A 25,947-nucleotide genomic window follows, 5' to 3' on the forward strand; every position below is an offset into this window, starting at 1 on the left:
AATCTCAATTCTATTTATCCGTTCATTGAAATTAAGAATTCCTCATTTGACTTGGTTCCTTTCATCTGGCTTAATAAGAATTCCATTGATTCTTGAGAATTCATGTCAGCAAGGTGATTTCTAAGAATCCAAACACGTTGTAAAGTGTCTTTATCGAGTAGCAAGTCTTCACGGCGAGTACTTGAAGCTGTAAGATCAATTGCAGGATAAATACGTCTGTTTGATAGTTTACGATCCAATTGAAGTTCCATATTACCTGTACCTTTAAATTCTTCAAAGATTACCTCGTCCATTTTTGAACCTGTTTCCGTTAAAGCAGTAGCGATGATTGTTAATGAACCACCGTTCTCAATTTTACGGGCCGCACCAAAGAAGCGTTTGGGTTTATGTAAAGCATTGGCGTCAACACCACCTGATAAAATCTTCCCTGAGGCCGGTTGTACTGTGTTATATGCACGCGCCAAACGAGTGATGGAATCGAGAAGAATAACCACATCATGACCGCATTCGACCATACGTTTCGCCTTTTCTAAAACGATGTTAGCAATTTTTACATGACGCTCAGCGGGTTCATCAAATGTCGAAGAAACCACTTCGGCGCGAACGCTGCGCGCCATATCGGTAACCTCTTCCGGCCGCTCATCAATCAAAAGGATGATTAAATATACTTCAGGGTGATTGGCTGCAATTGCGTTGGCAACGTCCTTTAATAAGGTAGTTTTACCGGTTTTAGGTTGAGCTACAATCATTCCACGCTGGCCTTTACCAATCGGCGTGAACATATCCATAATACGGGTAGAGTAGTCACCAATTTTAGTAAACAGGTTTAAACGCTCATGCGGGAAAAGAGGAGTGAGGTAGTCAAACGGAACACGGTCACGAACTTCTGCCGGAACACGTCCGTTGATCGACTCAACGCGAACCAAAGGGAAATATTTTTCGCCTTCTTTTGGTGGGCGAATACTGCCACGCACGGTATCACCGGTTTTTAAACCAAACAGTTTTATCTGTGATTGTGATACATAAATATCATCAGGAGAAGTTAAATAGTTATAATCAGCCGAACGAAGAAATCCATAGCCATCAGGCATAATTTCAAGCACACCCTCATTTACAATTACGTTCTCAAAATCAACAGTTGCTAATGCACTTGGTTCTGAAGGAGTTCTGGAATGTGGTTGATTGGGATTACGAAGATTTCGTGGGTTTTCAGGCATTTTTCTTCTAACCGGAGGAGCTTCTCTTTCAATTTCAGCAACTGGGCTTTCTGCAGCAATTGGTTTCGCAGAAGGGGCGACGCTTTCAGGAGGTGTTGGTTGAGTTGATTTTTCAGACTCTTTCTCAACCTTTTTCGTGATGCGTTTACGTTTTGAAGCCTCTTTGGGTTCATCAAAATCCACCTCCATGTCATTGGTTTCTTCTACTGGTTGAACAGGAGTACTTTCTGATATACCGGTTATAGCCTGTTTGTCAAGAATTTTATAAATTAGTTCCTGTTTTTTCAGTTCATCGTAATCAGAAACCTCAAGATTCTTTGCGATCTCCCTAAGCTCCGATACGAGCTTATCGTTCAGTTCAATAATATCGTACATTAACAAATATTTTTTGGAATCAGTTTGAATAGTTTTCCTCGAAAGAAAAATAAATTAAATAGTTAGTGGTTGATTTTCAAGCAATAAGAATAGTTGATTTTTTCCTTGGTAACAAGGCGAAAAGAGATATCATTGCAATAGTAGATAATAAAATCTATTTATCAAATTTTTTTATCAAAATATTTTAAGCTTAAATAAGTTACCTTTGCGCAAATTTTTGAATTATGAACAGAACACAACTGTTTGAGAATATTAAAGTCCGCAAATCGTTTTTATGCGTGGGATTGGATACGGATATTACTAAAATTCCTAAGCATTTATTGAAATTCGATAACCCGGTTCTGGAGTTTAATCGACAAATAATTGAAGCAACCAGCGAATTTTGTGTGGCCTATAAACCCAATATCGCTTTTTATGAAAGTAATGGCGTTAAAGGCTGGCAAACCTTGCAAAGTACAATGGATCTTATATCTTCTGATCATTTTACAATTGCTGATGCTAAACGAGGGGATATAGGAAACACTTCGGCAATGTATGCCAGGGCATTTTTTAAAAAAGAAGAATCAGGTTTTAATTTCGATTCAGTAACCGTAGCACCGTATATGGGAGCTGATAGTGTTACTCCATTTCTTGAGTTCAAGAATAAATGGGTAATCTTATTAGCATTAACCTCCAATGAAGGAAGTAAAGATTTTCAGTTCATTAAAGATACTGCTGGTGAACCGTTATATGAGAAAGTATTAAAAAACTCACAAAATTGGGGCAATGCTGATCAGTTGATGTTTGTAGTTGGAGCCACTCGCGCAGATGAGCTTACCAATATTCGCAGATTGGCACCTGATAATTTTTTATTGGTACCGGGCGTGGGTGCACAAGGTGGAAGTTTACAAGAGGTGGCTAAATATGGAATGAATAAACAATGTGGTTTATTAGTGAATTCTTCCAGGGCTATTATTTATGCATCTAATGGTGAAGATTTTGCTGAACGTGCATACGATGAAGCCAAAAAGGTTCAGCAGGAAATGTCGATGCTATTGGACAAGTATTTAAGTTAAGGCAAGTTTAGCAGTAAAAGCACAAAGTGTAAAGTTGAAAGTAAATAATGCTTTTGGCTTTACACTTTGTGCTTTTAGGATAATTTTCTATTTTCAGTTAACACTTACTCTACCTAGGTTATGACTGAAGAATTTCTCCATTTTGTATGGAAGTACAAGCTTTTTGAGCTGAATGACCTGTGTACAAATAATCACGAAAAAATTGAAATCATTCATTCGGGCTATCACAATGCTGATGCCGGTCCAGACTTTCTTGATGCCCGGTTGCGAATAGGAGATACACTTTGGGCTGGAAATATAGAAATCCATAAGTGTTCATCCGACTGGCTAAAACATGGCCATTCTACGGATCGCTCTTATGATAGCACCATTTTACATGTGGTTTTTGAAGATGATGTACACATACAGTTGACGAATGGCGTGCATCTGCCTACATTAGAATTGAAAAATAAAATTGGAACCGGCTTATTAAGTAAATATTCAGGCCTTTCAGAAACTGTGCATGAAATTCCATGTTCGTCCTTATTAAAATCTGTCGATCCATTTTTAATTCATACCTGGTTGAATAGGTTAGTGGTTGAGCGTTTGGAAACCAAAATTCAGTTATTAGACGATGAGTTGGAAAGAAATAAGGGTGATTGGGAGGAAACTTTTTACAGGTTCATGGCAGCTGCTTTTGGTTTTAAGATTAATGCTGATCCATTTATTCAGTTAGCACGCTCAATTCCACATAATTTATATGCAAAACATAAAAATAGCCATTTTCAGATTGAAGCATTATTATTTGGCCAAGCTGGCTTTTTAAATGAGCAATTAAAAGATGCATATGCTCAAAGACTTCACAAGGAATACAAATTTTTAGCTCATAAAAATGGCCTTAAACCACTCGAAAAGTATGTATGGAAGTTTTTAAGATTAAGACCGGCTAATTTTCCAACCATTCGAATTGCTCAGTTCGCTGATTTAATATATAAATCCAATCATTTGTTTTCTAAAATTTTAGATACAGAAAATGCAAAAAAAATAAAGCAATTAATGGAAGTGGAAGCGAGTGAATATTGGAATGAACACTACCATTTTGATAAAAAATCAAAATGGTCGGTAAAGAAAATTGGAAATGCAGGAATAGACTTGATACTAATTAATGTTATAGTTCCGTTCTTATTTCTCTACGGGAAGCAAAAAAATGTACCATCATATATGGATAGAGCTTTAAATTTGCTTGAATTTCTTCCAACTGAAAATAATAAGGTTACAAAACTTTATACTGAACTAGGAATTAAAAGTGAAAATGCATTACAGTCGCAGGCTTTAATCGAGCTCAAAAAATTCTATTGTGATAGAAAAAAATGCTTAAATTGTAGTATAGGAGTTAAAATTTTAAAATAATGTTTCAACGAATCATTTGTTATTTTGAGCACCGCTCATTTGGAGTATGTAGTTATTTGGCTGATAGATTCAATGTTTCATTATCAAAATTACGCTTGTTTTTTATTTACTCCTCTTTTCTAGCCGTGGGTTTTCCTATTATATTCTATCTACTCGCTGCAATTGTGCTTGATATTCGTCGGTATTTCAAATTCAATAGGCGAACTAATTTTTGGGAGAATTAGTTTTAGGCTAAAATATCGCTTAGTAAGTGATGAAACTGTTTTTCTTTGGCCATGTCCAAAGGAGTTCTGCCATCTTCCATGGTAGCATATTTTTCAGCTCCAGCCTGCAAAAGCATATCAACAATTTTTCTATTTCCACTATGAGCTGCTGAATGTAGGGGAGTAACTCCATTCATTTGTTTAACATTTACATTTGCTTTATGGAGGATAAGGAGTTGCGTTACTTCACAATTTTGACTTGCAACTGCCGAATGGATAGGAGCCACCTTAAAATCATTTTGAGATGCCATATTAATATTGGCACCATTTTCTATTAATAATTTGGCCGTATCAAAACAATCAAAAAAACAAGCAAGTCCTAAGGGAGTAAATCCATCAGGAGAAAAAGAATTTACAGCTTTGGGTTCACAATCTAATAATTCATCCAACAAGCCGGTTTCATTTAATGCAGAAGCTTCATGAATATTTAATTGTTTACGACCTCTCAGCAGTAATTTAATGAGTTCGATATTGCGGTGATAGACAGCCAACATCAAGATAGAAATGCCATTCTGAGTTCTGGTTTCTACAAGAGTGGGTTGGTCTATAAGTAGCTCTTGAACACGCGCATTCCGGCATGATTCGATAGCTTCAATGAGTTCGAGTGAGCGTTCCATAGAATATTAAAATTATTCATAATGTTCTAAAAATAAAAGAGTTGTGTGTAAAATGCACAACTCTTTTTAATTTAATTTCGATAATTATTTTTTAAGCTAATTCTCCATGTAATTCTGCTACAGTTGTTCCTGTTTTATTGTTTAATACGAATTTGTTTTCGGCGGATACAATCACATTTACATCCGAGCGATTGATCCAGGAAGAATTGCGGAGTTCACCGAAGGATATAGAGCCAACAATATAGCCTGAATCAGCATTTGTATAAGTTTCTTTTATATTAGAAAACAGGGAAAGATCAATGCTTTTTCGTGTGCTATATCTAACATACACTTCGATTTGAAAATCATTACTGATTTCAAGTTTATTTCGATTGTACTTTTTGTATTCGTATTTATAGTTATAGGTTAAAGCGGAAATGTCAGAAAGAACTGCTGATCCTGTTGGATTGCTTCCTGCACCTTTGCCTGCAAAGAATTGATACTCCGTGAATGCGCTTTCAACTAAAATGCCATTGTATTCATTTTCAATCGCAGAGAGTTTGTTTTCGGGTTTAACAAAACGCGGTAAAACTCCTGCAATGATTTTATCTTCCAACCTTCTACAAAAGGCTACCAGTTTTATTTTATAACCTTTCTCTTTGGCATAATTAATATCGAAAGTTGAAAGGTTTTGAATACCATAATTAAATATCTCCTCTGGATTTACAAACAGTCCGAAAGTATGTGCCAAAATGATGCAAAGTTTATATTTAGGATCAAAAGCTTGTACATCAAGAGTTGGATCTGTTTCTGCAAAACCTGCATCCTGAGCCTGGCGAAGTGCTGTATCAAAGTCGAGGTTTTCTTTAAATATCTTGGTAAGAATATAATTAGTTGAACCATTAAAGATACCTTCAACTGCTCCTAATAAGTCGTTATCATAATATTCTTCCAGGTTACGAATAATAGGAATACTGGCGCAGGCAGATGCTTCGTATAACAAGGGTACGTTAAATTCTTGTTGAAGCGAATGCAGTTCAGCGAAATTGTCGGCAATCATTTTTTTATTTGCTGAAACTACCGCTTTACCGCTTTTTAATGCTGATTTAACAATCTCAAAAGCAGCTGCAGGATCATCAATCATTTCAACAATAACGTTTATTTCGCTATTGTTTAGCAGCTCATTTTTATCAAGAGTAAAGTAATGATCAGGCAACGAACGTGATTTTGATCCATTCTTCACACAAATTTTTATTATTTCAGCTTTTATACCTTCCGTTTGGTTTAATACATTGTATAAACCTTGGCCCACACAGCCAAATCCAAATAATCCCAGTTTAATTTTTGTACTCATATTCAGTTATCCGTTAAATTTAATAGAAAATCAATACTACACCGAATAAAGAACATAAGGGCTCATAACCTGAGGTTTGCTTTCTTTATTCTGGTTTTTTGATTCTTTCCTTTCAATAGACTACCAGAAAAACGGGGGAGATGGGCATAAAAAAACCTCTTCCATTATCAGAAGAGGTTTGAAAATATCTTGATTAAGAATAATGACAACTCAACTGACTTATCTTTAGGTGTATAAACACCACAGGAGTTAGCACCTTTTTCAATGAAATGGTTGCTAAGACGTCATCGGGCCTGTCCCTCAGTCTTTCTGGATAAGTGATTGTAAAGAACTAATTAGGTACAAAGAAAGTAAATTTTTTTGAATGCCTTCAAAAAAAAAATAAAAAAGAGACCATCCTTTTGAGACAGTCTCTATACTGTATGCAACCTTAATCTTTTTCTTTAACAGCAGTTCGGAACAGTACAATACCCATGATTACAAAGATTGCGAAACCAAGCAATTGATATCCGCCAGTTCCTAATGAATTCGTAAGGCCATTTTCCCAACTGATCTTTCCCATGCTTTCTCCGTAAAATGCAAGGGCAAAAGCAATCAATACACCAGCCAGGGCGCCACCAGCTACTAAACCGGTTGCAAACAAGCTTCCTTTTCCTAATTCTTCATCTTCATGCTTATGTTCTTTTTTCAGTCTCCAATCCACTAAACCTTTAATTGCACCTCCTGCAAATATGGGAAGTGTAGTTGAAAGCGGGAGATAAGCTCCAACAGCAAACGAAAGTGATGAAATACCACAGAGTTCCATGGTCACCGATAAGAATACCCCTACCAATACAAATTGCCAATCGAGGTTGAACGATAGCAACCCTTTGATTAGGGTAGCCATTAAGGTTCCTTGAGGTGCAGGGTAAGCATCACTACCAATAGCGTGGGAGATACCTTGATTCAACATGGCCTGAGTTGGCGTATCAAGAATTTTGATTGTTATACCAATGATAATAGCTGAAACAATTGCTCCAACGAATAAAGCCAATTGCTGATATTTAGGCGTAGCGCCTACGATAAAACCCGTTTTTAAATCTTGTGAAGTAGCACCTGCATTCGCAGCTGCAATACAGATCATTGCTCCAACTACTAGTGCCATTGGTTCAAACATTTTGCCGGTCCAACCTACACTTACAAATACTAGGCACGTGCCCATTAGAGTGGCGATTGTCATGCCTGAAATAGGATTTGAACTTGATCCGATGAGGCCAACGATTCGACTTGATACTGTAACAAAGAAAAATCCGAATACAATTACCAAAACTCCGATAAGGAATTTGTTTAGAATTGAATCACCCGGAATCTGAGGAAGAAACATCATCAACAATACCAATGCGATACAGCCGGTAATTACAATTTTAAATGAAAGGTCGCGATCGGTACGCGAAGTGTTGGCTTCGGTTTGACCTTCTTTTAACGATTCGATACTTTCTTTAAATGAACTTATTATGGTAGGAATAGTCTTAATTAAGGTTATGAAACCTCCCGCCGCTACAGCTCCTGCACCTATCTGACGAACGTAGGCACGGTAAACAGCAGCAGCGGTATCCGTAAATGTTTGAGTTACCGGATTCCATCCACCAGGTCCACCGGAAGTGGCCAAATCTTTAAGGTTACCTAATTTTACTAATTGAGTTGCGATTGTTTCTGCAGGAACTAATGACGCCAGTAAGGGAATTAAACCTAACCAAGCCAATACGCCACCGGCTACCAACACGCCCGCTATGCGTGGACCGATAATATAGCCTACACCCATGTATTCGGGAGTAATTTCTCCGTTTAAAGTAGCTGAGGGGAAAAACTTGTTACTTTGTTTGGTTGCCCAAGTAGGCGTTTCAGCAATGAGATGGAAAACCTTTTGGCAAATTGCATAAAGAAACGCAAAGCTTAATCCCTGGTAAGCTGTTTTGGCAAAATCACCGCCTTTTTCGCCGGCAATCAAAACCGAAGCACAAGCCGTTCCTTCAGGATAGGGTAGGTTTTGGTGTTCTTTAACAATTAATGAGCGACGCAATGGAACCATCATTAATGTTCCCAGCATACCACCAAAGGCTGCTAAAGTAAAAATTGTCCAGTATGTGAAATAATCTGTACCAATACTTTTTCCATCTGTACCGGTTGTTAGAAACAAAAAGCCCGGTAAGGTAAATACAACTCCAGCAGCTATTGATTCACCTGCCGAACCGGTAGTTTGAATAATGTTGTTCTCAAGGATAGTAGTTTTAAAAAATTTACGACCCAATGAAATGGCAAGTACAGCAATTGGAATAGAAGCTGAAACGGTTAATCCTGCCTTTAATGCTAGGTAAACTGTAGCTGCCCCGAAAATAATTCCGAAAACAGCACCCAGGATAATTGATTTAAACGTAAACTCTGCTACCTGCCTATCGGGCGAGATATAAGGTTTAAATTGTTTGCTTGTAGGTGTTGATATAATAGTTTCCTCCATGACGTGTTGATTACAAGTGTTTTATTTTTTAACGCCAGATTCCTAAAATAATACCTGCAACTGATAAACCTACCGTATGATACCCTAAGTCAATGTAGTAGAGTTCGCGTGGGCGGCATGCAAATAATGAATTGATCAGTGATGAGGTTCCAACGAAAGCTACCGCCATTAATAAACCGGCTTCAAGACCCTCAATAACACTATTGGCTCCTAAGAGTTTTATTACTCCTGAAAGCACGATAACCGAAATAGCAATAGAAATAAATGTACTAATGTAAATTGATGGATTCGCTCCCGCTCGCAACTCTTCTTTTGTTTTTCCAATAGCCTGTACCCACTTATTGGCAAATAAAGCAGGGGAATACCAAATCGCACCAAGCATGAAATATGCAGCTGAAGCCACCAATACAGCCCAAAGATTAAATTGTGAAAAGAAATTTGTTAACATGATATTTTGTTTAGGTTGAATATGAGTTTCGTAAAGATATTTAAATCTTCATATTTGCAAAATATGATATGAGAATTGGAAGAAGAGGTCCAATATTATATCACATCTTAAAACTTAAATCTAAATATGAATAAAGCAGTTTTCCTTGATCGTGACGGTGTATTAAATAAAGAACTAGGTGATTATGTGTGTACATTAGCTGATTTTCAAGTGCTTGAACATAATTACGAACCCTTAAAACAATTGCATGATGCTGGTTATTTACTCATCGTAGTTACTAATCAAGGTGGGTTGGCCAAAGGTTGGTACACCGAAGCTACTTTACAAAGTATGCATACTGAATTAAGAAGACAATTTGCCATGCACGGAGTAGAATTTGCCGAAATTTATTATTGTAATCATCATCCTGAGTATACCGGAAATTGTTTTTGTCGCAAGCCGGGCTCTTTGCTGCTCGAAAAGGCAATTGCCCGATTCAATATTGATAAAAATAAAGCTTGTTTTATTGGAGATCGCGAACGTGATGTAGAGGCAGGAGAGAAGGCGGGCATAAAAGGTATTTTAATTGATAGTGATCAACCTCTCTCAGAAGTACTGCATTTAGTTCCGGGCTTTTCAGTATAAGTATGTCGAATAAAAACTTCCTGCGTCCATTATTAGGAAAGCTAGGTTTAATAATCGTTATTCAGTGGTTTGTTAGCTCATCTGAACGAGTTGAACAATGGTATTCTTTAGGAATTTATCCATATATCTCTCTCACTGCCCGTACCATTACCGGCTGGCTTCCGATTAGTCTTGGCGACTTCGTTTATGCTGCCTTTGTAATTGCTGTAATACTCTTTTTGTACAAAACGATACAGCATTTGATTAATCCGGTGAACAACGATACACGCAGCCAGATTGTGCTTCGTTTTCTTGTTAAAACGATTAATTTTTTCTTTGGAGCCTATATTTGCTTTATGCTCTTATGGGGAATAAATTATTATCGGAAGCCATTTGCTGAAAGAATGAATTTAAGGCTAAAGGATTTTGAAATCCCGGAATTATCAAACCTCGCCTCGAAACTTGTTGATAGCGTTAATTACTATCATGATCAACTAGTTCAAAATGATACGATTCAATACAAATCAGAGCTAAAGAATAAGGATCTTTTTAAAGTAACGGAAGAAAACTATGTTGATAGTAAGCTCTATAATTTTGAGTATTTTTCAACAAAAAAATCGTTTTTTAGCAATTGGATGAGTTATGCCGGTATTTCAGGTTATTACAATCCTTTTACAGGCGAGGCTCAGGTTAACACATTAATACCTCAAAACTTTCAACCCTTCACTATTAGTCATGAGTTAGCTCACCAAACAGGAGCTGGGGCCGAAGAAGAAGCTAACTTTATTGGCTTTTTGGCAGCAGTGAAATCAAAAAATAACTTTTCAAAATACTCTGCATTCTTGGAAGCTTTTGCGTATGTAAACTCGGCTCTAGGTTATAGAGATAAAGAACTCTCCAAAATGATGGTAGAGCGATTACATAAAGGTGTTCGAAAAGACTTGAAAGAATACAAGCAATTTATAATTGCTCATCAAAATGCTATTGAACCCTATATTTCATGGTACTACGACATTTTTCTTAAAGGCAATAACCAGCCCAAAGGAATTAAAAGCTACAACGATTTTGTGGGTTTAATTATGGCTTATTACGCTCAATAATTTTAGTGTTTCATTATAGTAATGATTTGAGTATAAATAATTGAAAATCATATATTTATGGTATATTTATTGTTTCTTTTTTTGAAATAATAAATTGAAAATGAAAGCTCATTTGCACATCAGTAAAATTGGTCTCTTAGTCAGGGGCTTTACTGCAGTCTTTATTATCGGATTAGCAATCAAATTGTTTTCTGTAATGCTCGGAAGTCATAATGAATTCGCTGATAAGCTTGGAACAATTGGCCTTTATATTTTTATTGCAGGGGCTGCTGGCTTAATGCTTATTATGATATTTCATGCAATCATCGGTCAGGGCAAAGATTGGACAGATATGGATAAATAATTATACATCTATCTATGAATCCGACAAAAAATAAAGGCGACCAAGTAGATCGCCTTTATTTTTTGTATATTTTTAAAAAAAACTATTTAGCTGGAACTAAATCTGCAGCTTTAGCATGATCGGCAAGGAACTGAGCCAAACCAGAATCAGTTAATGGGTGTTTTAACAATGCAAGAATTGCTGATAGTGGACCTGTCATAACATCGGCACCAATTTTAGCACAGCTAATAATGTGCATAGGATGACGAACAGATGCAGCTAAGATTTCAGTTTCGTAACCGTAGTTATCAAAAATAATACGGATATCTTCAATTAGCTGCGTACCATCAGTTGAAATATCATCTAATCTGCCCACAAATGGAGAAACATAAGTTGCACCTGCTTTGGCAGCTAATAAAGCCTGACCGGCAGAGAAAATCAAAGTACAATTTGTACGAATACCTTTTTTAGAAAAGTATTTCAATGCTTTAATTCCATCTTTGATCATAGGGATCTTAACAACGATCTTTTTATCAATAGCTGCTAATTTCTCGCCTTCAGCGATCATACCTTCATAATCAGTAGAAATTACTTCTGCACTTACTTTATCGTCAACGATATCGCAAATTGCTTTGTAATGTGCCATTACATTTTCTTCGCCTGTAATACCTTCTTTAGCCATCAATGTAGGATTGGTGGTAACACCATCTAAAATGCCTAAATCTTGAGCTTCTTTGATTTGTGCCAGGTTGGCCGTGTCTATGAAAAACTTCATTATTTTATTGAGATATGAGATTTGCGTGTTGAGATTCGCGATTTTACTAATTGATTGGTTTGTAATGTAACCGAGAAAAAATAAAAAATGGGCAAGCCCCTTATATCGCACCGCTACAACCATCTACCCTTGCTTCCTTCCGAACCTGGGGGAGTTCAATGGGAGCTGGTCGTATAAGACTTACCCGTCACAAAAGTACGTTTTTTTGTGATTTTTGCTAATCTAAATTAAAAAAAATAAAAATTTGTTGTAACTTGATTGGTTGTGAGGTTTTTATCTAGTGAAAACGAAACTGTAAATTATTCATTTTAAACTCGTGTAACTTATTTTTCCGACGGATTTTTCTTTTGAGCGATCAATTTTTCGAGGGTTTTCTGAATTCGATCAACACGCGTTTTATCTTGTTTAGCAGTTAACACCCAAAGCACATACTCTTTTTGGTTCGAATAAGATAGTTTCTCATAGAAATCAAGGGACAAAGCTTGTTGCTCCATGGCTGATTTTAAATCGGGTGGGAGGGTAATGATTTTATTGTGTACATCAACAAATTCATAATAATCATTTTTAGGAATTTCTGAATTGCAGACGTCCGATTTTTTAACCAATTCTTTAGGGCGAAACCTTAATGCAGTCCAGGTATCATTAAAAGCAGCAGCAGCAACCGTTCTCAATCCATATTTGGCAGGTTCATTCCAGCCCTGTATCATTTCCAAATCTGATTTAATGCCTGAACTTTTCTTAGGATAGATAATCCAAAACACGGTATCAGGCATTAGTGTTTTTGAAACTGAGTCCAACCCATGATTAAGTTCAGTGCTGTTTTTAACAAAAAGTAGTATCACATCGGTCTTACCTTCAATATCATGCGAAATATTTACACCTTCGGGCAAAGGTTGTAACAACTCAAGATAATTTGCAGGTGCATTTACCAATAAAAGTTGCTTGCCAGGTTTTATAAAGAGCTTTTTAGCTAGCGCATTCACAGCTTATCCTTGTAACTTGGTAAAAAAATCCCAGCCAACCATACCCATGCTTACCACAATATTAAAAGAGTGTTTTGTGCCGAATTGAGGAATCTCAATGCAACCATCTACCATTTTCATCACAGCTTCGTCCACACCATTTACTTCATTACCGAACACCAGGGCGTATTTTTTATCTTTTTTAGGTTTAAAGTCGAGTAGACTTGTGCTGTTTTCGGCCTGTTCAATTGCTAAAACGGTATAACCTTCCAGTTGGAGATCAGCAACGGCTTCCTCTGTATTTTTAAAATGAAACCAATCAACTGATTGAGTTGCACCTAAAGCCGTTTTTTCAATTTCGCGATGAGGAGGTTGTGCCGTAATTCCGCAAAGGTAAATTCCTTCTAAGGCCAAAGCATCAGAGGTTCTGAAAATAGAACCGACATTATGCATGCTACGAACATTATCAAGTACGACTACAATTGGTAGTTTTTTCTGATCCTTAAATTCTTCAACACTTACACGGTTTAATTCGTCGAGTTTTAATTTGCGCATGAGATTATTAAAAAGTTGCAAGTTAAGAAACAGTCTTCAGTTAGCGGTAAACTTAGGCTGTAATCAATATTTAGACTTTGAATGTTTATTTTATAAAACTTAATCAATTGAAGAAAACTTAGAAGCGGTAATTTATTCCGATGGAGCCATATAGATGATGCTTAGCCTTTTCGGATTCATGGGTGTTATAATTGTAATGCAGATTGATACCCAATTTGTGGTGTGCATATGTTATTCCAAATTCTTGACTATAAACCCAAGGAACTATATTTTCTCTTATCTCTAAGCCTTTGGAAGTATTAAACAAGCTACCTTCTATGCTTGCATTATACAGTACGTAATTGATCATCGGTTTGGTGTAAAAGAAGAGTTCAAATTTTCGTGCGAAATCAGATGTTACTTTATTACTTATTCGTGCATTATAACTTTCACTTTGAAACAATTTTTCTATTGCTCCTAATCGAATCATTAAGCCTGCACCTGCGCCGTTAAAAGCGGTGCCCAAGTTGGCATATGTATCGGCCGTTAAATCAAATGAACGCTTTTCGCTAGGAGATTTTAAAAGCGGAAAGCTATAAGAACCGCTCGCATTAATTACCGGCATATTTGATATTTGATACTGCCAACCGTTAGGCTTAGCAAAACCAAATAAAGCATGATAATTTTTTTGAAAACTTTCAGCTCCTGAAGTAGGCCCGATTACTCCTAAATTAATTGCAATGGAAAGCTTTTGTTCTCTCTTATATAAAAAACTCGTTGCGGCTTTAACAAATAGGTATCCGGCAAAAGGACGATCAATTTTTTGAGGATCTTTATTTCGAACTGAGTATGCAGTAAAAATTTCCTGACCAATTTCGGCGCTAAAGAGTGTTTTTTCAATTTTAACCGAATTATGTTTCAAAGCTGTTTGATAAGCAGCAAATAAGCCATTTGTATAATAACGATCAACTCGTGATAGTGTAAAAACATCATTGTCAACTTTTGTGCTTATCTGATTTCGAAGACTAATCGTTTGTGAAAAGGAAGTGCGGTTGCATAAACATGCAAATGCCGTAATGATTAAAGTTAATAGTTTCCTTTTTCCTATCATCTTATTAATTCTCACTAAAAAACTATCCTGATCGTTCTCAATTTAGAGATCATTTTTTTTGGAAAAATATGACTTTTGTTTTTAACATTATGAAATTCTTGCTTTTAAATATTATATGTTTAAACATCCAATGTTTATATATTTGTAGTGAGAACTAATATAGGAGAGTGATGATTTCGTTAAAAAATTGGGTTACGCATCTTGAACTGGCTCAAAATAGTTCGCAAATGCCGGTACTCTTTGTTGGTCATGGCAATCCAATGAATGCTGTTGAGGATAATGAATATACACGGGGATGGAAATTGATTGGGCAAAAAATGGAAAGGCCCAAAGCTATTCTTGTCATTTCAGCACATTGGTTAACACGAGGGACATTTGTTACTGTTATGCCCAAACCAAGAACAATACATGATTTTAGAGGCTTTCCTGATAAGCTTTTTGCAGTTCAGTATCCTGCTCCGGGAAGTCCGGAATTGGCAGAACAAGTAAAACAACAAATTGAGTTGGCCGAAATAATATTGGATCATGAATGGGGATTAGATCATGGTACTTGGTCGGTTTTAGCCCAAATGTTTCCAAATGCTGATGTTCCTGTATTTCAACTTAGTATCGATTATACAAAACCGGCATCTTGGCATTATGAATTGGCAAAGGAATTAACTTTTTTAAGAAGTAAGGGAGTATTAATTATAGGGAGTGGCAATGTAGTGCATAACCTTCATCTAGCTGATTTTCATGGAGGTTCACCTTACGACTGGGCTTCAGAATTTGATCAGAAAGTGAAAAATATGTTAGCAGAGGGAGATCACCGTTCATTAATTGAATATGAAAAATTAGGCAAAGAAGCTTTGTTGTCAATTCCAACAACAGAACATTATTTACCACTACTTTATACTATCGGTTTGCAGCAGCAAGAAGATCATATTTCTTTTCCAGTAGAAGGAATGGATCTAAAATCAATTTCAATGAGAACAGTTCTATTTAATTCATAAGAACCTTTCAAAAAGCAAAGAGCTCAAGATGTTAAAATGCTTGAGCTTTTTCTTATATATTCTATGTTTTAGCGCAGCGCAATCTGCTTTGTTGATTCTGATTTAGCTTGCGGATTTCTGACTAAAGTAAAATAAACATAGGTGTTATGCTGAACGCCAAGGGTTGTAGCGGGTATATATTTAAAACTTTTTTTCATAAACTGTTCAATGTACTTAGCAGTTTCCGGTAATATTGTTTCATACATTGCCAGTAAACCCACATCAAAAGCAGCTAACTCCCCATTTTCACGAACAATGAATTTACCGGAATAAGCATGTTGATATTTAGTATTCGAATTAAACTCTTGTACGTTATACTCAATTTCTCTATGGGTGCCCAGAAAACCGTCACTGATAAAGGTAGAAGTATCTACTGAAACATTACTCACTAAAGGAATTAATCGAGGAAAAGTTTCACCATGAAAACGATACAAAGGGTTGCTCTTACACGAATCGGCTAGTTTTCGCATAAATAGAGTGTCTATCTTTGAAAGTACTGAAAATTTCTTTTGGTCGATGCTCAGCTTATCATAAGTTACTTTAGGTATAAAAGTCAGATTATGAGGTTTATTGATTGTATCGCCCTTATTGGGGATGTATTGCAATACCAGGGTGTCAGCTTTAAGAGATATAACCCTATACTTGTATTTATCCCATTGTAACAGTGAATCAGTACCCAGCAGAATATGGTTAATTTTCTTTTTAGGAATTTTCGAATTGACAAAACCACTGGAATCAATAATTAAATCCCAATCTGCTTTGTAGCGTTCTCCATAATTGCTGTATAATCCCCCCCAAATATTATTTCGCTTAATTTCAACCCACTCCTTGCCATACAGCATGTTTTGGAATTTAAGCTCCTTTTTTCTGAATTCTCTTTTGCAACCCAATACGGTCAATAATGCCAATAAGGATAGTAGAGGTATGTTTTTCATACTACCTAAAATAGTATATTTTTTCATACTACTTTTTTAAACCGCCATTTTTGAATAAGTAATTGGCTGTTTGGTAATACGAAACTGCTTCTTTAACCAAACTTGGGCTATCTTTAATTGGAGTTTCTTTACTGTTATCTGTGATCCATTTATAGGAACTAACACTTTGTTGAGGGCCCAAAACTACTAACGTATCATTTTTCATATACCCTAATTTCTGATAAGTTCCAACAAAAGCACGAGCTGTATTAGGGGTAAATTCCAATGCATTTTTACCAAACAAATTGCTGTCGTATTTCCAGCCTAACATTGAAAACAAAGTAGGATACAGATCAATTTGAGAACAAAGGCTTTTAATTTGCATAGGTTCTGTTTTCGGAATATTCAATATCCAGCAAGGGATATGATACTTAGAAACATTAATTTCATTTTTACCGGCACTACTTGCGCAATGGTCGGCTACTAAAATGATAATCGTGTTTTTGAACCAAGGCTTTGATTGTATTTTGGAAATAAATTTACGAATGGCATAATCGGTGTATTTAACGGCTCCATCACGACCACTTCCGGAAGGGATATCAATACAATTAGCTGGATAAGTATACGGACGATGATTGGAGGTTGTCATAACGAAATCAAAAAATGGCTTATTGTTTTTTTGCTTTTCATCTGCATCCCTGATTACAGCATCGTAAATATCTTCATCACAAATTCCCCAGGCATTTTCAAAATGAATGTCTTTGTCAGCAATCAAAGTTCGTTTGGCAGTAAACTCATCGCCCATTAAATAACCTCTTCCGCGGTCTATGATATCAAATCCATTGCCCCCGAAATATTGGTTCATATTATCAAAATAGCCATCACCGCCATAAATAAAACTGCGTGCATATCCTTTTTTTGCAAAAATTTCTCCTACAGTAAATAAATGCGTGTTATTAGGTCTTCTTACGATGCTGCTTCCCGGCGTAGGAGGGATGGATAAGGATAAAGCTTCCATGCCTCGAACAGTACGTGTTCCGGTTGCATACATGTTATTAAAAAATACATTTTTATCGGTTAAGCTATCCAGAAAGGGAGTGATTTTGTTTTTGTTACCAAATTTTGTTAAAAAGTCAGCGCTAAAACTTTCAATAGTAATCATGATCACATTTGGCTTTGAGCTGCTATCTCCATTTTCAATACTGCGCTTAATTGAACGGATTTCTTGCCCGTCATATTGAGTGTTTTTGTCTGCAACTAATTTTCGTACATCATTAAAAGCACTATCAATATCATTTTTTAAATAGAAGGTATCGTAATCAAGTTCGTTGTTTTTAAAAGCTGCACCAAATGAGTAAATACCAGCTTTTGTGAGTTCATTATCATACCTGTTTTGACTCCATTCTGCCTGACCGTTATTAAAGATGAAAAGATGCAGGATTGCAAACAGTACGAATCCTCCGGTAATTGCAAAACGTGCTGGTATTGAAGTCTTAGATTCAAAAGAACGACGGAAAGAACCTTTTTTAACGGCAATCCATTGTAATAACAAGGTAAAGGCAACTACTCCACCGATTAAAAGAGGTAAAGGATAAGATTGGTTAATGTTTTGAACAACTTCATAGGTGTAAATCAAATAATCGACCGCGATAAAATTAAAGCGACTTCCAAACTCTTCCCAGAAAGTAAACTCCGCAAAAAACGAAAATATGAGGATCAGAGTTGTTAGGAAGAAATAAGTATGTGTGAATGCCTTATTAAAGAGAGCATTGTTAAACTTTTGCGGAAGCAGTAGCAAATACAAAGCATAAATTTGGATGAAAAAAGTAGCTACAGCGCCATCGTAGATCAATCCTAGTCCAAAGATTTTAATTGTACTTAAAAAGGAAAGTTGAAGATCATTAAAATTCCATACTAATAACGCCAGGCGAACAAGGAACGATAAAATGACAGTTTGTATAAAAATATGGATTAACAAACTGTATCTGTTTGAAGCTAATTTCATGAAATGGTTTTATGATTTTATTGTTAACCGAATAACAAATTTGTGTTTAATTATTTGTGAGCGTCAAATATAGAAACCTTATATGGTTTGAGAAAATGAAAAATGTTTATAACTCAACGTTGCTGAACCCGAGCACTCTGCGTATTTTCGCCGTCTTAAATGATTTAAATTTTGGCTAAAACGAAGGAAATCAAAGAAACGCCTTTAATGGCACAATACAACCAGATTAAAGCAAAATATCCGGGTGCTTTGCTATTGTTTCGTGTAGGTGATTTTTATGAAACGTTTGGTGAAGATGCTATTAAAGCTTCAGAAATTTTAGGCATAACACTAACCAAACGTGCTAATGGAGCAGCCTCTCACATCGAATTGGCGGGTTTCCCCCATCATTCAGTTGAAACTTATCTCCCTAAATTGGTTCGTGCCGGGCAACGGGTTGCCATTTGTGACCAGTTGGAAGATCCAAAAACAACTAAAACCATTGTAAAACGTGGTGTGACCGAATTGGTAACTCCGGGCGTTGCTTATAACGAAAATATCCTTAATAATAAATCCAATAATTACCTTGCAGCGGTCTATTTTGAGAAAAATAGTTTTGGAATCTCTTTTCTAGATATTTCTACCGGCGAGTTTTTGGTTGCCCAGGGTTCTAGTGATTACATCGATAAATTATTGCAGAGCTTTAAACCATCTGAAGTTATTTTTCAGAAATCGAAAAGTCGTGATTTTGTAAGTCTGTTTGGTGATAAGTTCTATACCTATGCTGTTGATGAATGGATTTTTGGTCAGGACTATGCCAATGAAACGCTGCTTAAACATTTCGGGACAATTTCATTAAAAGGTTTTGGAATCGAAAATCTAGAACATGGAGTTATAGCGGCAGGAGCGTGTTTGCACTACATACATGAAGCAGAACACCGCAACGTACAGCATATTTCGGGCATTTCTCGTATTGAAGAAGATAAATACGTTTGGCTCGATCGGTTTACGATTCGTAACCTCGAATTAATTTTTGCCAATAATGATGGCGCTACGCCACTCATTCATATTCTGGATCAAACGGCATCTCCAATGGGTGCACGAATGCTTCGTAAATGGATGGTGATGCCATTAAAAGAAAAGGTGCTCATCGATGAGCGCTTGGCAGTAGTTGATTATTTGTTCACCAATGCCGAGTTGCGTGAGGAGCTGTTAGGTATGATTAAACCAATCGGTGATTTGGAACGGCTCATTTCAAAAGTTGCATTATTAAAAGCTAATCCGCGAGAGGTAGTGCAATTAGGAAGGGCATTGGCATCTATCGCTGAAATCAAAACGGTATGTGAACAGGTTGGGCAGGAAAGCCTTCGTAAAATCGCTGATCAACTTAACCCTTGTAAATTGATCAGGGAGAAGATTGAAAAAGAACTGAATCAAGAACCACCCGCATTGATCAATAAGGGTGGGGTGATCGCATCAGGAGTTTCGGAGGAATTGGATCAGCTTCGTAAAATTGCATTCAGCGGTAAAGATTATTTGCTTGAAATACAGCGTCGAGAAATTGAGCGCACAGGTATTACTTCCCTAAAAGTTTCCTTCAATAACGTTTTTGGCTATTATTTGGAGGTTACGCATGCACACAAAGACAAGGTTCCTGCCGAGTGGATACGTAAGCAAACCCTAGTTAATGCCGAACGCTACATCACACCCGAACTTAAAGAATACGAAGACAAAATTTTAGGGGCGGAAGAAAAGATTTTTACGCTTGAAACCAAGTTATATGCTGATTTGGTGTTAAGCATGTCGGAATACATCAAACCCATACAGTTTAATGCTTATTTGGTGGCGATGTTGGATGTATTGTTGAGTTTTACCACCGTTGCCGTTCGAAATAAATTTAATAAGCCTGAGATTTCCGAAGAAAATGTCATCGACATTAAAGCGGGCCGCCATCCAGTTATTGAAAAAAGTTTACCATTGGGAGAAGAATATATTCCTAATGATGTTTTTTTGGATGATCAGCAACAACAAATTATTATTGTTACCGGCCCAAACATGGCTGGTAAATCAGCTTTGCTTCGTCAAACAGCTCTTATTGTGTTGATGGCGCAAGTTGGAAGTTTTGTTCCGGCCAAGGCGGCTAAAATCGGAATTGTCGATAAAATATTCACGCGTGTTGGAGCTTCCGACAACCTTTCTACAGGGGAGTCAACTTTTATGGTGGAGATGAATGAAACGGCAAGTATCCTAAATAACCTATCGAACAGAAGTCTGATCTTGCTCGATGAAATTGGTCGCGGAACCAGCACTTACGATGGAATTTCAATTGCGTGGTCCATTGCTGAATACCTGCATGAACACCCAACTGCCAAAGCTAAAACCTTGTTTGCAACGCATTACCATGAAATGAACGAGATGGAAGCTGAATTTTCGCGTATCAAGAACTACAATGTATCGATTAAGGAAGTGGATAATAAAGTGATCTTTCTGCGGAAATTAGTGCGTGGAGGTAGTGAGCATAGTTTTGGTATTCATGTGGCACGTATGGCAGGAATGCCGGCTAAAGTGGTGAATAAGGCGAATATCATTCTTAAAAAATTGGAAGATGAGCGTTCTTCAGGAGAAAATCACATCAAGAATAGTGTGAAAAAACTCAAAAAAAACGATCAAATGCAATTGAATATTTTTTCGTTAGATGATCCTATTTTGATTAAGATCCGAGATTCCCTCACCGATTTGGACGTAAATATTTTAACGCCGGTAGAAGCATTGATCAAACTAAATGAAATTCAGAAACTAATAGAATAGTTTCAATCAGTTTAAAATGGAGTTTAAGTCGCTGTTTTTTTGAACGGATGCTTAGACTTCGTTTTGAATTTTCTGCAAATTATTATCTCTCAAACGACTTCCTGAATAAGTACCGTTTTTATTCAAGATAAAATTGACATTCCGGACTCTGATTTAGATTACGGTTGTAATTTTTATTTATCTTGGCTAAAACTGAGGATTTTTAAACTGCAAGTTTCACAATGAGATTAATGCCAGAAAAGATTAAAACCGGCCATAAATTAATTCTTCTATTCACAATTTCAAGCTTTTTGATTTCCTGCAAGGCAAAAAAAAATCTTTCTTCCGATTCTTTTTCTCGTGCGGAAATGCCAGCAAAAATGTATGGTAAGCTAACGTTAAAGGATAAGTATTTACTGGCTTATTATGCTCAGGAAATGAGTATCGATGAGCAGGAGATAGGAACCAATGTTCAGCTCTACAGATTTATTGATGATTGGTTTGGGGTTCCTTATCGTATCGGTGGACTTACCAAACAAGGCATCGATTGCTCAGGCTTTACCCAATTGCTTTATAAAAATGTATATGATTTCGCATTGCCGCGAACAACCAGTGAACAAAAGAAAATTGTGAGTCAAAAAGCATTTACCGATTTGAAAGAAGGCGATATCGTATTTATGAATTACGATGGAAAATTAAATTCACACGTGGGTATCTACCTTAAAAAGGGTCGTTTTGTTCACGCGGCTTCCAGTAAAGGTGTGATGATAAGTAATTTATATGATGCATGGTACAAATCACATTATAGTTTTGGAGGAGAGGTGAGGTAAGTTGTAATTTTTCCATTACCTGTAATTTTAAATTGAGTTGATTCGTTAATTTTAATCATGAAACAAATAGTCGTACTTATTTGCTTAGTCATGTTGTCTGCAGTTTCGTTGGCTCAACAAGTAGTAAAACCTATTAAATTTTCAGTGCTTGAACAGCGTTATCAACAGGCCAATGATACTACCTACGTAATAAACTTTTGGGCTACCTGGTGTGGGCCATGTGTAAAAGAACTGCCCAACTTTCTGCAATTACAAAACGAATTTAAAACTGATAAGTTGAGAGTGATACTGGTCAGTATGGATTTTCGATCAAAGCTGGAAACCAATGTTGAACCTTTTGTGAAAAAGATGGGAGGAAATTGTGAAGTAGTACTGCTGGATGAAAAAGACCAAGGATTTGTTATAGATAACGTTAGTGAGAAATGGTCCGGAGCTCTTCCAGGGACTTTAATCATTAATAAGAGTAAAGGAATAGGTAGTTTTTACGAACAAGAATTTCAATACGACGAATTAAAAAAAACATATCTCAACACTAAAAAATAAGAACTATGAAAAGAACAATTTTAATGTTAATGCTATGCTTTGCTACAACGATGGCATTTGCCCAAAGCGGTTATAAGGTTGGTGATAATGCAACTGATTTTAAACTTAAAAATGTAAATGGTAAAACAGTTTCAATGGCTGATTATGAATCTGCCAAAGGATTTATTGTAGTATTCACCTGCATTCACTGCCCGTATGCAAAAGCATATGAAAGCAGAATTATGCAACTCGATAAACAATTTGCCATGAAAGGTTATCCTGTTATTGCGATCAATTCGAATGATTATCCGGAAGATTCTTTTGATAACATGAAAAAACGCTCAACTGAAATGAAATACAGTTTCCCATATGCATTTGATGAGAGTCAGGATATTGCAAAGGCTTATGGAGCCACCAAAACGCCTCATGTATTTGTTTTGAAGAAGGCAGGCTCTAATTTAAAAGTAGAATACATCGGAGCGATTGATAACGATACAGAGGGAAGTGATCCAGCAAAAATAAAATACGTTGAAAATGCTGTTACCGCTTTATTGGCTAACAAAACTCCCGCAGTAACGATGACCAAAGCAATTGGTTGCGGTATTAAATGGAAGAAAACTACTTAGAGTTTTAAATACTTGTTAATATTTAAAGAGAATTCCCGACTTTTGACGGGAATTGTCATTTTATAGCCTGATAACAGTTCAGGTGTTTATTAATAATGGTTAGTTATTATCAAAATTTATAAAACCAATAACTATTTACCATTAACCAATAACTAACTTATAAGCATGCAACTTAAACTTAAACGCCCACTGGCATTTTTTGATCTTGAAACAACGGGTGTTAATATAGCCTCGGATCGTATTGTTGAAATTTCCATTCTGAAAATTATGCCGGACGGGAGCAGCGAAGTAAAAACCAAACGAGTTAACCCGCTAATACCTATTCCAATTGAGTCGTCATTAATTCATGGTATTTATGATGAAGATGTTAAAGATGAAGCTTCATTTAAACAAATCGCCAAAGGTTTAGCTCAGTTTCTTGAGCACTCCGATTTAGCGGGATACAATTCAAATAAGTTCGATGTACCGATGTTGATGGAGGAGTTTCTTCGTGCAGGAGTTGACTTTGATATTGAAGGTCGTAAACTGGTAGACGTGCAGAATATTTTCCACCAAATGGAACAACGTACATTGAAAGCTGCTTATAAGTTTTATTGCAATAAGTCGATTGAAAATGCACATTCAGCAGAGGCGGATGTCAAAGCTACTTACGAAGTGTTTTTAGCTCAGTTGGAAAAATATGATGGGGTAGAGTTTGAAGATAAATCGGGTAAGAAATACGTGCCTGTAGTAAACGATGTGGAGGCTTTACATAAGTTTACGTATATACGCGATGTGGTTGATTTTGCTGGCCGAATGGTATACGATGTTAAAGGACGTGAGTTGTTTAATTTTGGCAAGCACAAAGGTAAACCAGTTGAGGATGTATTTACTACAGAACCAACTTATTACGATTGGATGATGAACGGTGATTTTCCACTCTACACCAAAAAGAAACTTACTGAAATTAGATTACGAAACGCATTTAAGAAAAAGTAATTTCGATAGATAAAAAAAGCTCTGCCAAGTTAACCTAGCAGAGCTTTTTTGTTTGCTAACTTGTGATTATTCAACGGGTAGGTGTTCAAACATATTTATAATAAGTTCTTCATTAAGGGGTTTTACATAAAAACCAGCAACATCGCTGTAACTTTTTGATTTCAACATATCGTCTTCTTGGATAGAGGAAGTGATCATATTGATAATAATATCTTTATGCATGTTTTCTCTGATTTTTTGAAACTCCTCTAAAAAAGTCCAGCCATCCATTATTGGCATGTTAATGTCAAGTAATATCATGTCGGGCAGTCTTTTAGGATCAGTAGATGTGTTTTTTAAATACTGGAGTGCTTCATTTGCATCAGAAAAAAGCTGCATGTTTTTGGCTAGCGAACGTTTTGCTGCGTAAGTTTTTATAATGAATTGACATACTTTATCATCATCTATAACACATAAATTGTCAATACTTTTCATACTGGTTGAGAATTAGTGTAAAGGTGGTACCTTCATTTTCTACACTTTCTGCAAAAATTTTACCACCCATTGCTTCAACATGCTTTTTTGTAATAAATAATCCTATTCCTTTAGAATTTTTACTTTTATGAAAGGTTTTGTTTAATCCAAAAAGATATTTGCCATTTCTATCCATGTTGATTCCTAATCCATTGTCTTTAAAAGTGAGCACTTTTTTCCCCTCTTGTATGAAAGTAGTGACTTCTATCTTTAATTTTCTTTCGTTTGATCTATACTTTATGGAATTTGAAAGTAGGTTTTGAAAAATGCTTTTTAGATATGTTCTTGAGTAATTTACCTCAGGGCACGCTGAAAAATTAAGGTCAAGATCAAAATCCAGATCATGAGTTTTGCCAATTAAACCCTTTAATACGGATTGAAACAACTCACCGAATTGAATAGTTTCTATTTTAATATTGGTTTGCTCTTGAATTTCAAGTGCTTGCCCTACAGTATTGATCGTTTCCTGTAAATTAAAAGTGATATTTTCAAACTGCTCAATCAGTATTTTACGATCTTCTTCACTATCAATTTTTTGATTTTTATACAATTCAATAAGACTCACAATATTGCCAACCGGTGCCCTAAGATTATGCGAAGTGATATGAGCAAACTCTTTCAGAAGTTCGTGCTGATATTCCAGTTTTTTTAATAAGTTCTCGGTGATTTCGAGCTGTTCAGCTAATTGTTCAAAAGCCAATTTCGTTTGATTGATATCTCGAATCAATACAATAAAAAAATCAATGCTTTGATCAGGTTTGTATATTGGTTGCACGGCTATTTCAACCCATATCCTTGAACCATCTTTTTTGATGTACTTTTTTTCTACCGTATATTGAGTGATTTCATGCCTTAATATCTTTTGATAATTTGCTAGGTCATATTCACCATATTTAGGATCTGAAAATTCTTCCCAATTTTTACCAATAACTTCCTCACGCTGATAACCTAGTATATCCGCATATTTCTGATTGATTTCTAAAACTATTTTATTCACATCAGAAAACCCAACTCCTATCATTTCATTAGAAAAGATAGAGTGAAGTTTCTCTTCCCAGAGCTCGGATTCCTTAATTTTTAACACCTTTTTTTTATTAAACAGTACGGCTTCTGAGTATAGAAACTTATAAGTTACTTAGGAAGCAAATTTAGGATTCTACTAGT

Annotated in this window: 25 protein-coding genes, 1 other RNA gene and 1 riboswitch; of the genes, 12 read left to right on the plus strand and 14 right to left on the minus strand. The window is 36.1% G+C overall.

Going from position 1 to position 25,947, the window contains the following annotated elements; all coding sequences use genetic code 11:
• Positions 1-14 precede the first annotated feature (14 nt).
• Positions 15-1,592 (minus strand): transcription termination factor Rho, encoded by a 1,578-nt coding sequence (gene rho, locus FN756_RS10450; protein ID WP_142604043.1) that lies wholly within the window; start codon positions 1,590-1,592, stop codon positions 15-17.
• A 224-nt stretch (positions 1,593-1,816) separates the two neighbouring features.
• On the opposite strand from rho, the gene pyrF reads away from it, so the two are divergent.
• The 3 genes from pyrF to FN756_RS10465 all read left to right on the plus strand — a co-directional run bounded on the left by pyrF (position 1,817) and on the right by FN756_RS10465 (position 4,260).
• Positions 1,817-2,647 (plus strand): orotidine-5'-phosphate decarboxylase, encoded by an 831-nt coding sequence (gene pyrF / locus FN756_RS10455; RefSeq protein ID WP_142604045.1) that lies wholly within the window; start codon positions 1,817-1,819, stop codon positions 2,645-2,647.
• A 120-nt stretch (positions 2,648-2,767) separates the two neighbouring features.
• Entirely contained in the window at positions 2,768-4,036 is a 1,269-nt protein-coding gene (locus FN756_RS10460; protein ID WP_142604047.1) for a DUF2851 family protein, read from the plus strand.
• Positions 4,036-4,260: a PspC domain-containing protein gene (locus tag FN756_RS10465; protein ID WP_142604049.1), complete on the plus strand. Its 225-nt coding sequence runs from the start codon at positions 4,036-4,038 to the stop codon at positions 4,258-4,260. The genes FN756_RS10460 and FN756_RS10465 overlap by 1 nt, the downstream gene beginning before the upstream one ends.
• A 2-nt stretch (positions 4,261-4,262) precedes the next feature.
• Here the strand turns inward: FN756_RS10465 and FN756_RS10470 are convergent, their stop codons facing one another.
• The 4 genes from FN756_RS10470 to FN756_RS10485 form a co-directional block, all read right to left on the minus strand.
• Positions 4,263-4,916, minus strand: a complete 654-nt coding sequence (locus FN756_RS10470) for an ankyrin repeat domain-containing protein (RefSeq protein ID WP_142604051.1) — start codon at positions 4,914-4,916, stop codon at positions 4,263-4,265.
• A gap of 91 nt (positions 4,917-5,007) precedes the next feature.
• Positions 5,008-6,249, minus strand: a complete 1,242-nt coding sequence (locus FN756_RS10475; RefSeq protein ID WP_142604053.1) for a homoserine dehydrogenase — start codon at positions 6,247-6,249, stop codon at positions 5,008-5,010.
• 216 nt (positions 6,250-6,465) lie between these two features.
• A riboswitch (SAM riboswitch) is annotated at positions 6,466-6,569 on the minus strand.
• Positions 6,570-6,679: 110 nt separating this feature from the next.
• Positions 6,680-8,743, minus strand: a complete 2,064-nt coding sequence (locus tag FN756_RS10480; protein ID WP_142604055.1) for an OPT family oligopeptide transporter — start codon at positions 8,741-8,743, stop codon at positions 6,680-6,682.
• A gap of 28 nt (positions 8,744-8,771) precedes the next feature.
• Positions 8,772-9,191 carry a DUF1761 domain-containing protein gene (locus tag FN756_RS10485; protein ID WP_142604057.1) on the minus strand — a complete coding sequence of 140 codons (420 nt, stop codon included), beginning with the start codon at positions 9,189-9,191 and terminating at the stop codon, positions 8,772-8,774.
• 126 nt (positions 9,192-9,317) lie between these two features.
• Here FN756_RS10485 and FN756_RS10490 point away from each other — a divergent pair, with 126 nt between their 5' ends.
• From FN756_RS10490 to FN756_RS10500, 3 genes are all read left to right on the plus strand, one after another.
• Entirely contained in the window at positions 9,318-9,815 is a 498-nt protein-coding gene (locus tag FN756_RS10490; RefSeq protein WP_142604059.1) for a D-glycero-alpha-D-manno-heptose-1,7-bisphosphate 7-phosphatase, read from the plus strand.
• Positions 9,816-9,817: 2 nt separating this feature from the next.
• Entirely contained in the window at positions 9,818-10,894 is a 1,077-nt protein-coding gene (locus FN756_RS10495) for a DUF3810 domain-containing protein (protein ID WP_142604061.1), read from the plus strand.
• 100 nt (positions 10,895-10,994) lie between these two features.
• Positions 10,995-11,237: a hypothetical protein gene (locus FN756_RS10500; RefSeq protein WP_142604063.1), complete on the plus strand. Its 243-nt coding sequence runs from the start codon at positions 10,995-10,997 to the stop codon at positions 11,235-11,237.
• Positions 11,238-11,319: 82 nt separating this feature from the next.
• Here the strand turns inward: FN756_RS10500 and fsa are convergent, their stop codons facing one another.
• The 5 genes from fsa to FN756_RS10525 form a co-directional block, all read right to left on the minus strand.
• On the minus strand, positions 11,320-11,991 hold the full coding sequence (fsa, locus tag FN756_RS10505) for a fructose-6-phosphate aldolase (RefSeq protein WP_142604065.1): 672 nt from the start codon (positions 11,989-11,991) through the stop codon (positions 11,320-11,322).
• A gap of 87 nt (positions 11,992-12,078) precedes the next feature.
• Positions 12,079-12,176, minus strand: an RNA gene (gene ffs / locus FN756_RS10510) — signal recognition particle sRNA small type.
• A gap of 138 nt (positions 12,177-12,314) precedes the next feature.
• Entirely contained in the window at positions 12,315-12,974 is a 660-nt protein-coding gene (locus FN756_RS10515) for a YdeI/OmpD-associated family protein (protein ID WP_142604066.1), read from the minus strand.
• Positions 12,975-12,977: 3 nt separating this feature from the next.
• A complete protein-coding gene (locus FN756_RS10520; protein ID WP_142604068.1) occupies positions 12,978-13,508 on the minus strand; it encodes an RNA methyltransferase in 531 nt (176 codons plus the stop codon).
• Positions 13,509-13,626: 118 nt separating this feature from the next.
• Positions 13,627-14,598 carry a lipid A deacylase LpxR family protein gene (locus FN756_RS10525; RefSeq protein WP_142604070.1) on the minus strand — a complete coding sequence of 324 codons (972 nt, stop codon included), beginning with the start codon at positions 14,596-14,598 and terminating at the stop codon, positions 13,627-13,629.
• Positions 14,599-14,768: 170 nt separating this feature from the next.
• Between FN756_RS10525 and ygiD the strand changes: the two genes are divergently transcribed.
• Entirely contained in the window at positions 14,769-15,590 is an 822-nt protein-coding gene (gene ygiD / locus FN756_RS10530; protein ID WP_142604072.1) for a 4,5-DOPA-extradiol-dioxygenase, read from the plus strand.
• A gap of 68 nt (positions 15,591-15,658) precedes the next feature.
• Here ygiD and FN756_RS10535 read toward each other — a convergent pair whose 3' ends face one another.
• Together FN756_RS10535 and FN756_RS10540 are read right to left on the minus strand one after the other, a co-directional pair.
• Positions 15,659-16,591, minus strand: a complete 933-nt coding sequence (locus FN756_RS10535) for a hypothetical protein (RefSeq protein WP_142604074.1) — start codon at positions 16,589-16,591, stop codon at positions 15,659-15,661.
• 1 nt (position 16,592) lies between these two features.
• On the minus strand, positions 16,593-18,548 hold the full coding sequence (locus FN756_RS10540) for an LTA synthase family protein (RefSeq protein ID WP_142604076.1): 1,956 nt from the start codon (positions 18,546-18,548) through the stop codon (positions 16,593-16,595).
• Between the two features lie 171 nt (positions 18,549-18,719).
• Between FN756_RS10540 and mutS the strand changes: the two genes are divergently transcribed.
• The 5 genes from mutS to FN756_RS10565 all read left to right on the plus strand — a co-directional run bounded on the left by mutS (position 18,720) and on the right by FN756_RS10565 (position 24,270).
• Positions 18,720-21,335 carry a DNA mismatch repair protein MutS gene (gene mutS / locus FN756_RS10545; protein ID WP_142604078.1) on the plus strand — a complete coding sequence of 872 codons (2,616 nt, stop codon included), beginning with the start codon at positions 18,720-18,722 and terminating at the stop codon, positions 21,333-21,335.
• 230 nt (positions 21,336-21,565) lie between these two features.
• On the plus strand, positions 21,566-22,144 hold the full coding sequence (locus tag FN756_RS10550) for a C40 family peptidase (protein WP_185955249.1): 579 nt from the start codon (positions 21,566-21,568) through the stop codon (positions 22,142-22,144).
• Between the two features lie 57 nt (positions 22,145-22,201).
• Positions 22,202-22,687: a TlpA disulfide reductase family protein gene (locus FN756_RS10555; protein WP_142604082.1), complete on the plus strand. Its 486-nt coding sequence runs from the start codon at positions 22,202-22,204 to the stop codon at positions 22,685-22,687.
• Between the two features lie 5 nt (positions 22,688-22,692).
• Positions 22,693-23,292: a thioredoxin family protein gene (locus FN756_RS10560; protein ID WP_142604084.1), complete on the plus strand. Its 600-nt coding sequence runs from the start codon at positions 22,693-22,695 to the stop codon at positions 23,290-23,292.
• Positions 23,293-23,457: 165 nt separating this feature from the next.
• Positions 23,458-24,270, plus strand: a complete 813-nt coding sequence (locus FN756_RS10565; RefSeq protein ID WP_142604085.1) for a 3'-5' exonuclease — start codon at positions 23,458-23,460, stop codon at positions 24,268-24,270.
• Positions 24,271-24,336: 66 nt separating this feature from the next.
• Here FN756_RS10565 and FN756_RS10570 read toward each other — a convergent pair whose 3' ends face one another.
• Entirely contained in the window at positions 24,337-24,744 is a 408-nt protein-coding gene (locus tag FN756_RS10570; protein WP_142604086.1) for a response regulator, read from the minus strand.
• A complete protein-coding gene (locus FN756_RS10575) occupies positions 24,731-25,867 on the minus strand; it encodes a sensor histidine kinase (protein WP_142604087.1) in 1,137 nt (378 codons plus the stop codon). Before FN756_RS10575 ends, FN756_RS10570 begins: the two co-directional genes overlap by 14 nt.
• Positions 25,868-25,947 lie beyond the last annotated feature (80 nt).

The sequence above is a fragment of the Solitalea koreensis genome, from assembly GCF_900182575.1.
In the GTDB taxonomy this organism is placed as follows: Bacteria; Bacteroidota; Bacteroidia; order Sphingobacteriales; family Sphingobacteriaceae; genus Solitalea; species Solitalea koreensis.

What these genes read in the sequence shown, in the direction of transcription:
- FN756_RS10490 (WP_142604059.1), top strand. Translation starts at nt 9,318, where the DNA reads ATGAATAAAGCAGTTTTCCTTGATCGTGACGGTGTATTAAATAAAGAA.
- FN756_RS10565 (WP_142604085.1), top strand. Translation starts at nt 23,458, where the DNA reads ATGCAACTTAAACTTAAACGCCCACTGGCATTTTTTGATCTTGAAACA.
- FN756_RS10520 (WP_142604068.1), bottom strand. Translation starts at nt 13,508, where the DNA reads ATGCGCAAATTAAAACTCGACGAATTAAACCGTGTAAGTGTTGAAGAA.
- FN756_RS10535 (WP_142604074.1), bottom strand. Translation starts at nt 16,591, where the DNA reads ATGAAAAAATATACTATTTTAGGTAGTATGAAAAACATACCTCTACTA.
- FN756_RS10500 (WP_142604063.1), top strand. Translation starts at nt 10,995, where the DNA reads ATGAAAGCTCATTTGCACATCAGTAAAATTGGTCTCTTAGTCAGGGGC.
- rho (WP_142604043.1), bottom strand. Translation starts at nt 1,592, where the DNA reads ATGTACGATATTATTGAACTGAACGATAAGCTCGTATCGGAGCTTAGG.
- FN756_RS10485 (WP_142604057.1), bottom strand. Translation starts at nt 9,191, where the DNA reads ATGTTAACAAATTTCTTTTCACAATTTAATCTTTGGGCTGTATTGGTG.
- FN756_RS10570 (WP_142604086.1), bottom strand. Translation starts at nt 24,744, where the DNA reads ATGAAAAGTATTGACAATTTATGTGTTATAGATGATGATAAAGTATGT.
- FN756_RS10470 (WP_142604051.1), bottom strand. Translation starts at nt 4,916, where the DNA reads ATGGAACGCTCACTCGAACTCATTGAAGCTATCGAATCATGCCGGAAT.
- FN756_RS10480 (WP_142604055.1), bottom strand. Translation starts at nt 8,743, where the DNA reads ATGGAGGAAACTATTATATCAACACCTACAAGCAAACAATTTAAACCT.
- FN756_RS10475 (WP_142604053.1), bottom strand. Translation starts at nt 6,249, where the DNA reads ATGAGTACAAAAATTAAACTGGGATTATTTGGATTTGGCTGTGTGGGC.
- FN756_RS10495 (WP_142604061.1), top strand. Translation starts at nt 9,818, where the DNA reads ATGTCGAATAAAAACTTCCTGCGTCCATTATTAGGAAAGCTAGGTTTA.
- pyrF (WP_142604045.1), top strand. Translation starts at nt 1,817, where the DNA reads ATGAACAGAACACAACTGTTTGAGAATATTAAAGTCCGCAAATCGTTT.
- ygiD (WP_142604072.1), top strand. Translation starts at nt 14,769, where the DNA reads ATGATTTCGTTAAAAAATTGGGTTACGCATCTTGAACTGGCTCAAAAT.
- FN756_RS10525 (WP_142604070.1), bottom strand. Translation starts at nt 14,598, where the DNA reads ATGATAGGAAAAAGGAAACTATTAACTTTAATCATTACGGCATTTGCA.
- FN756_RS10540 (WP_142604076.1), bottom strand. Translation starts at nt 18,548, where the DNA reads ATGAAATTAGCTTCAAACAGATACAGTTTGTTAATCCATATTTTTATA.
- fsa (WP_142604065.1), bottom strand. Translation starts at nt 11,991, where the DNA reads ATGAAGTTTTTCATAGACACGGCCAACCTGGCACAAATCAAAGAAGCT.
- FN756_RS10555 (WP_142604082.1), top strand. Translation starts at nt 22,202, where the DNA reads ATGAAACAAATAGTCGTACTTATTTGCTTAGTCATGTTGTCTGCAGTT.
- FN756_RS10550 (WP_185955249.1), top strand. Translation starts at nt 21,566, where the DNA reads ATGCCAGAAAAGATTAAAACCGGCCATAAATTAATTCTTCTATTCACA.
- FN756_RS10465 (WP_142604049.1), top strand. Translation starts at nt 4,036, where the DNA reads ATGTTTCAACGAATCATTTGTTATTTTGAGCACCGCTCATTTGGAGTA.
- FN756_RS10560 (WP_142604084.1), top strand. Translation starts at nt 22,693, where the DNA reads ATGAAAAGAACAATTTTAATGTTAATGCTATGCTTTGCTACAACGATG.
- FN756_RS10460 (WP_142604047.1), top strand. Translation starts at nt 2,768, where the DNA reads ATGACTGAAGAATTTCTCCATTTTGTATGGAAGTACAAGCTTTTTGAG.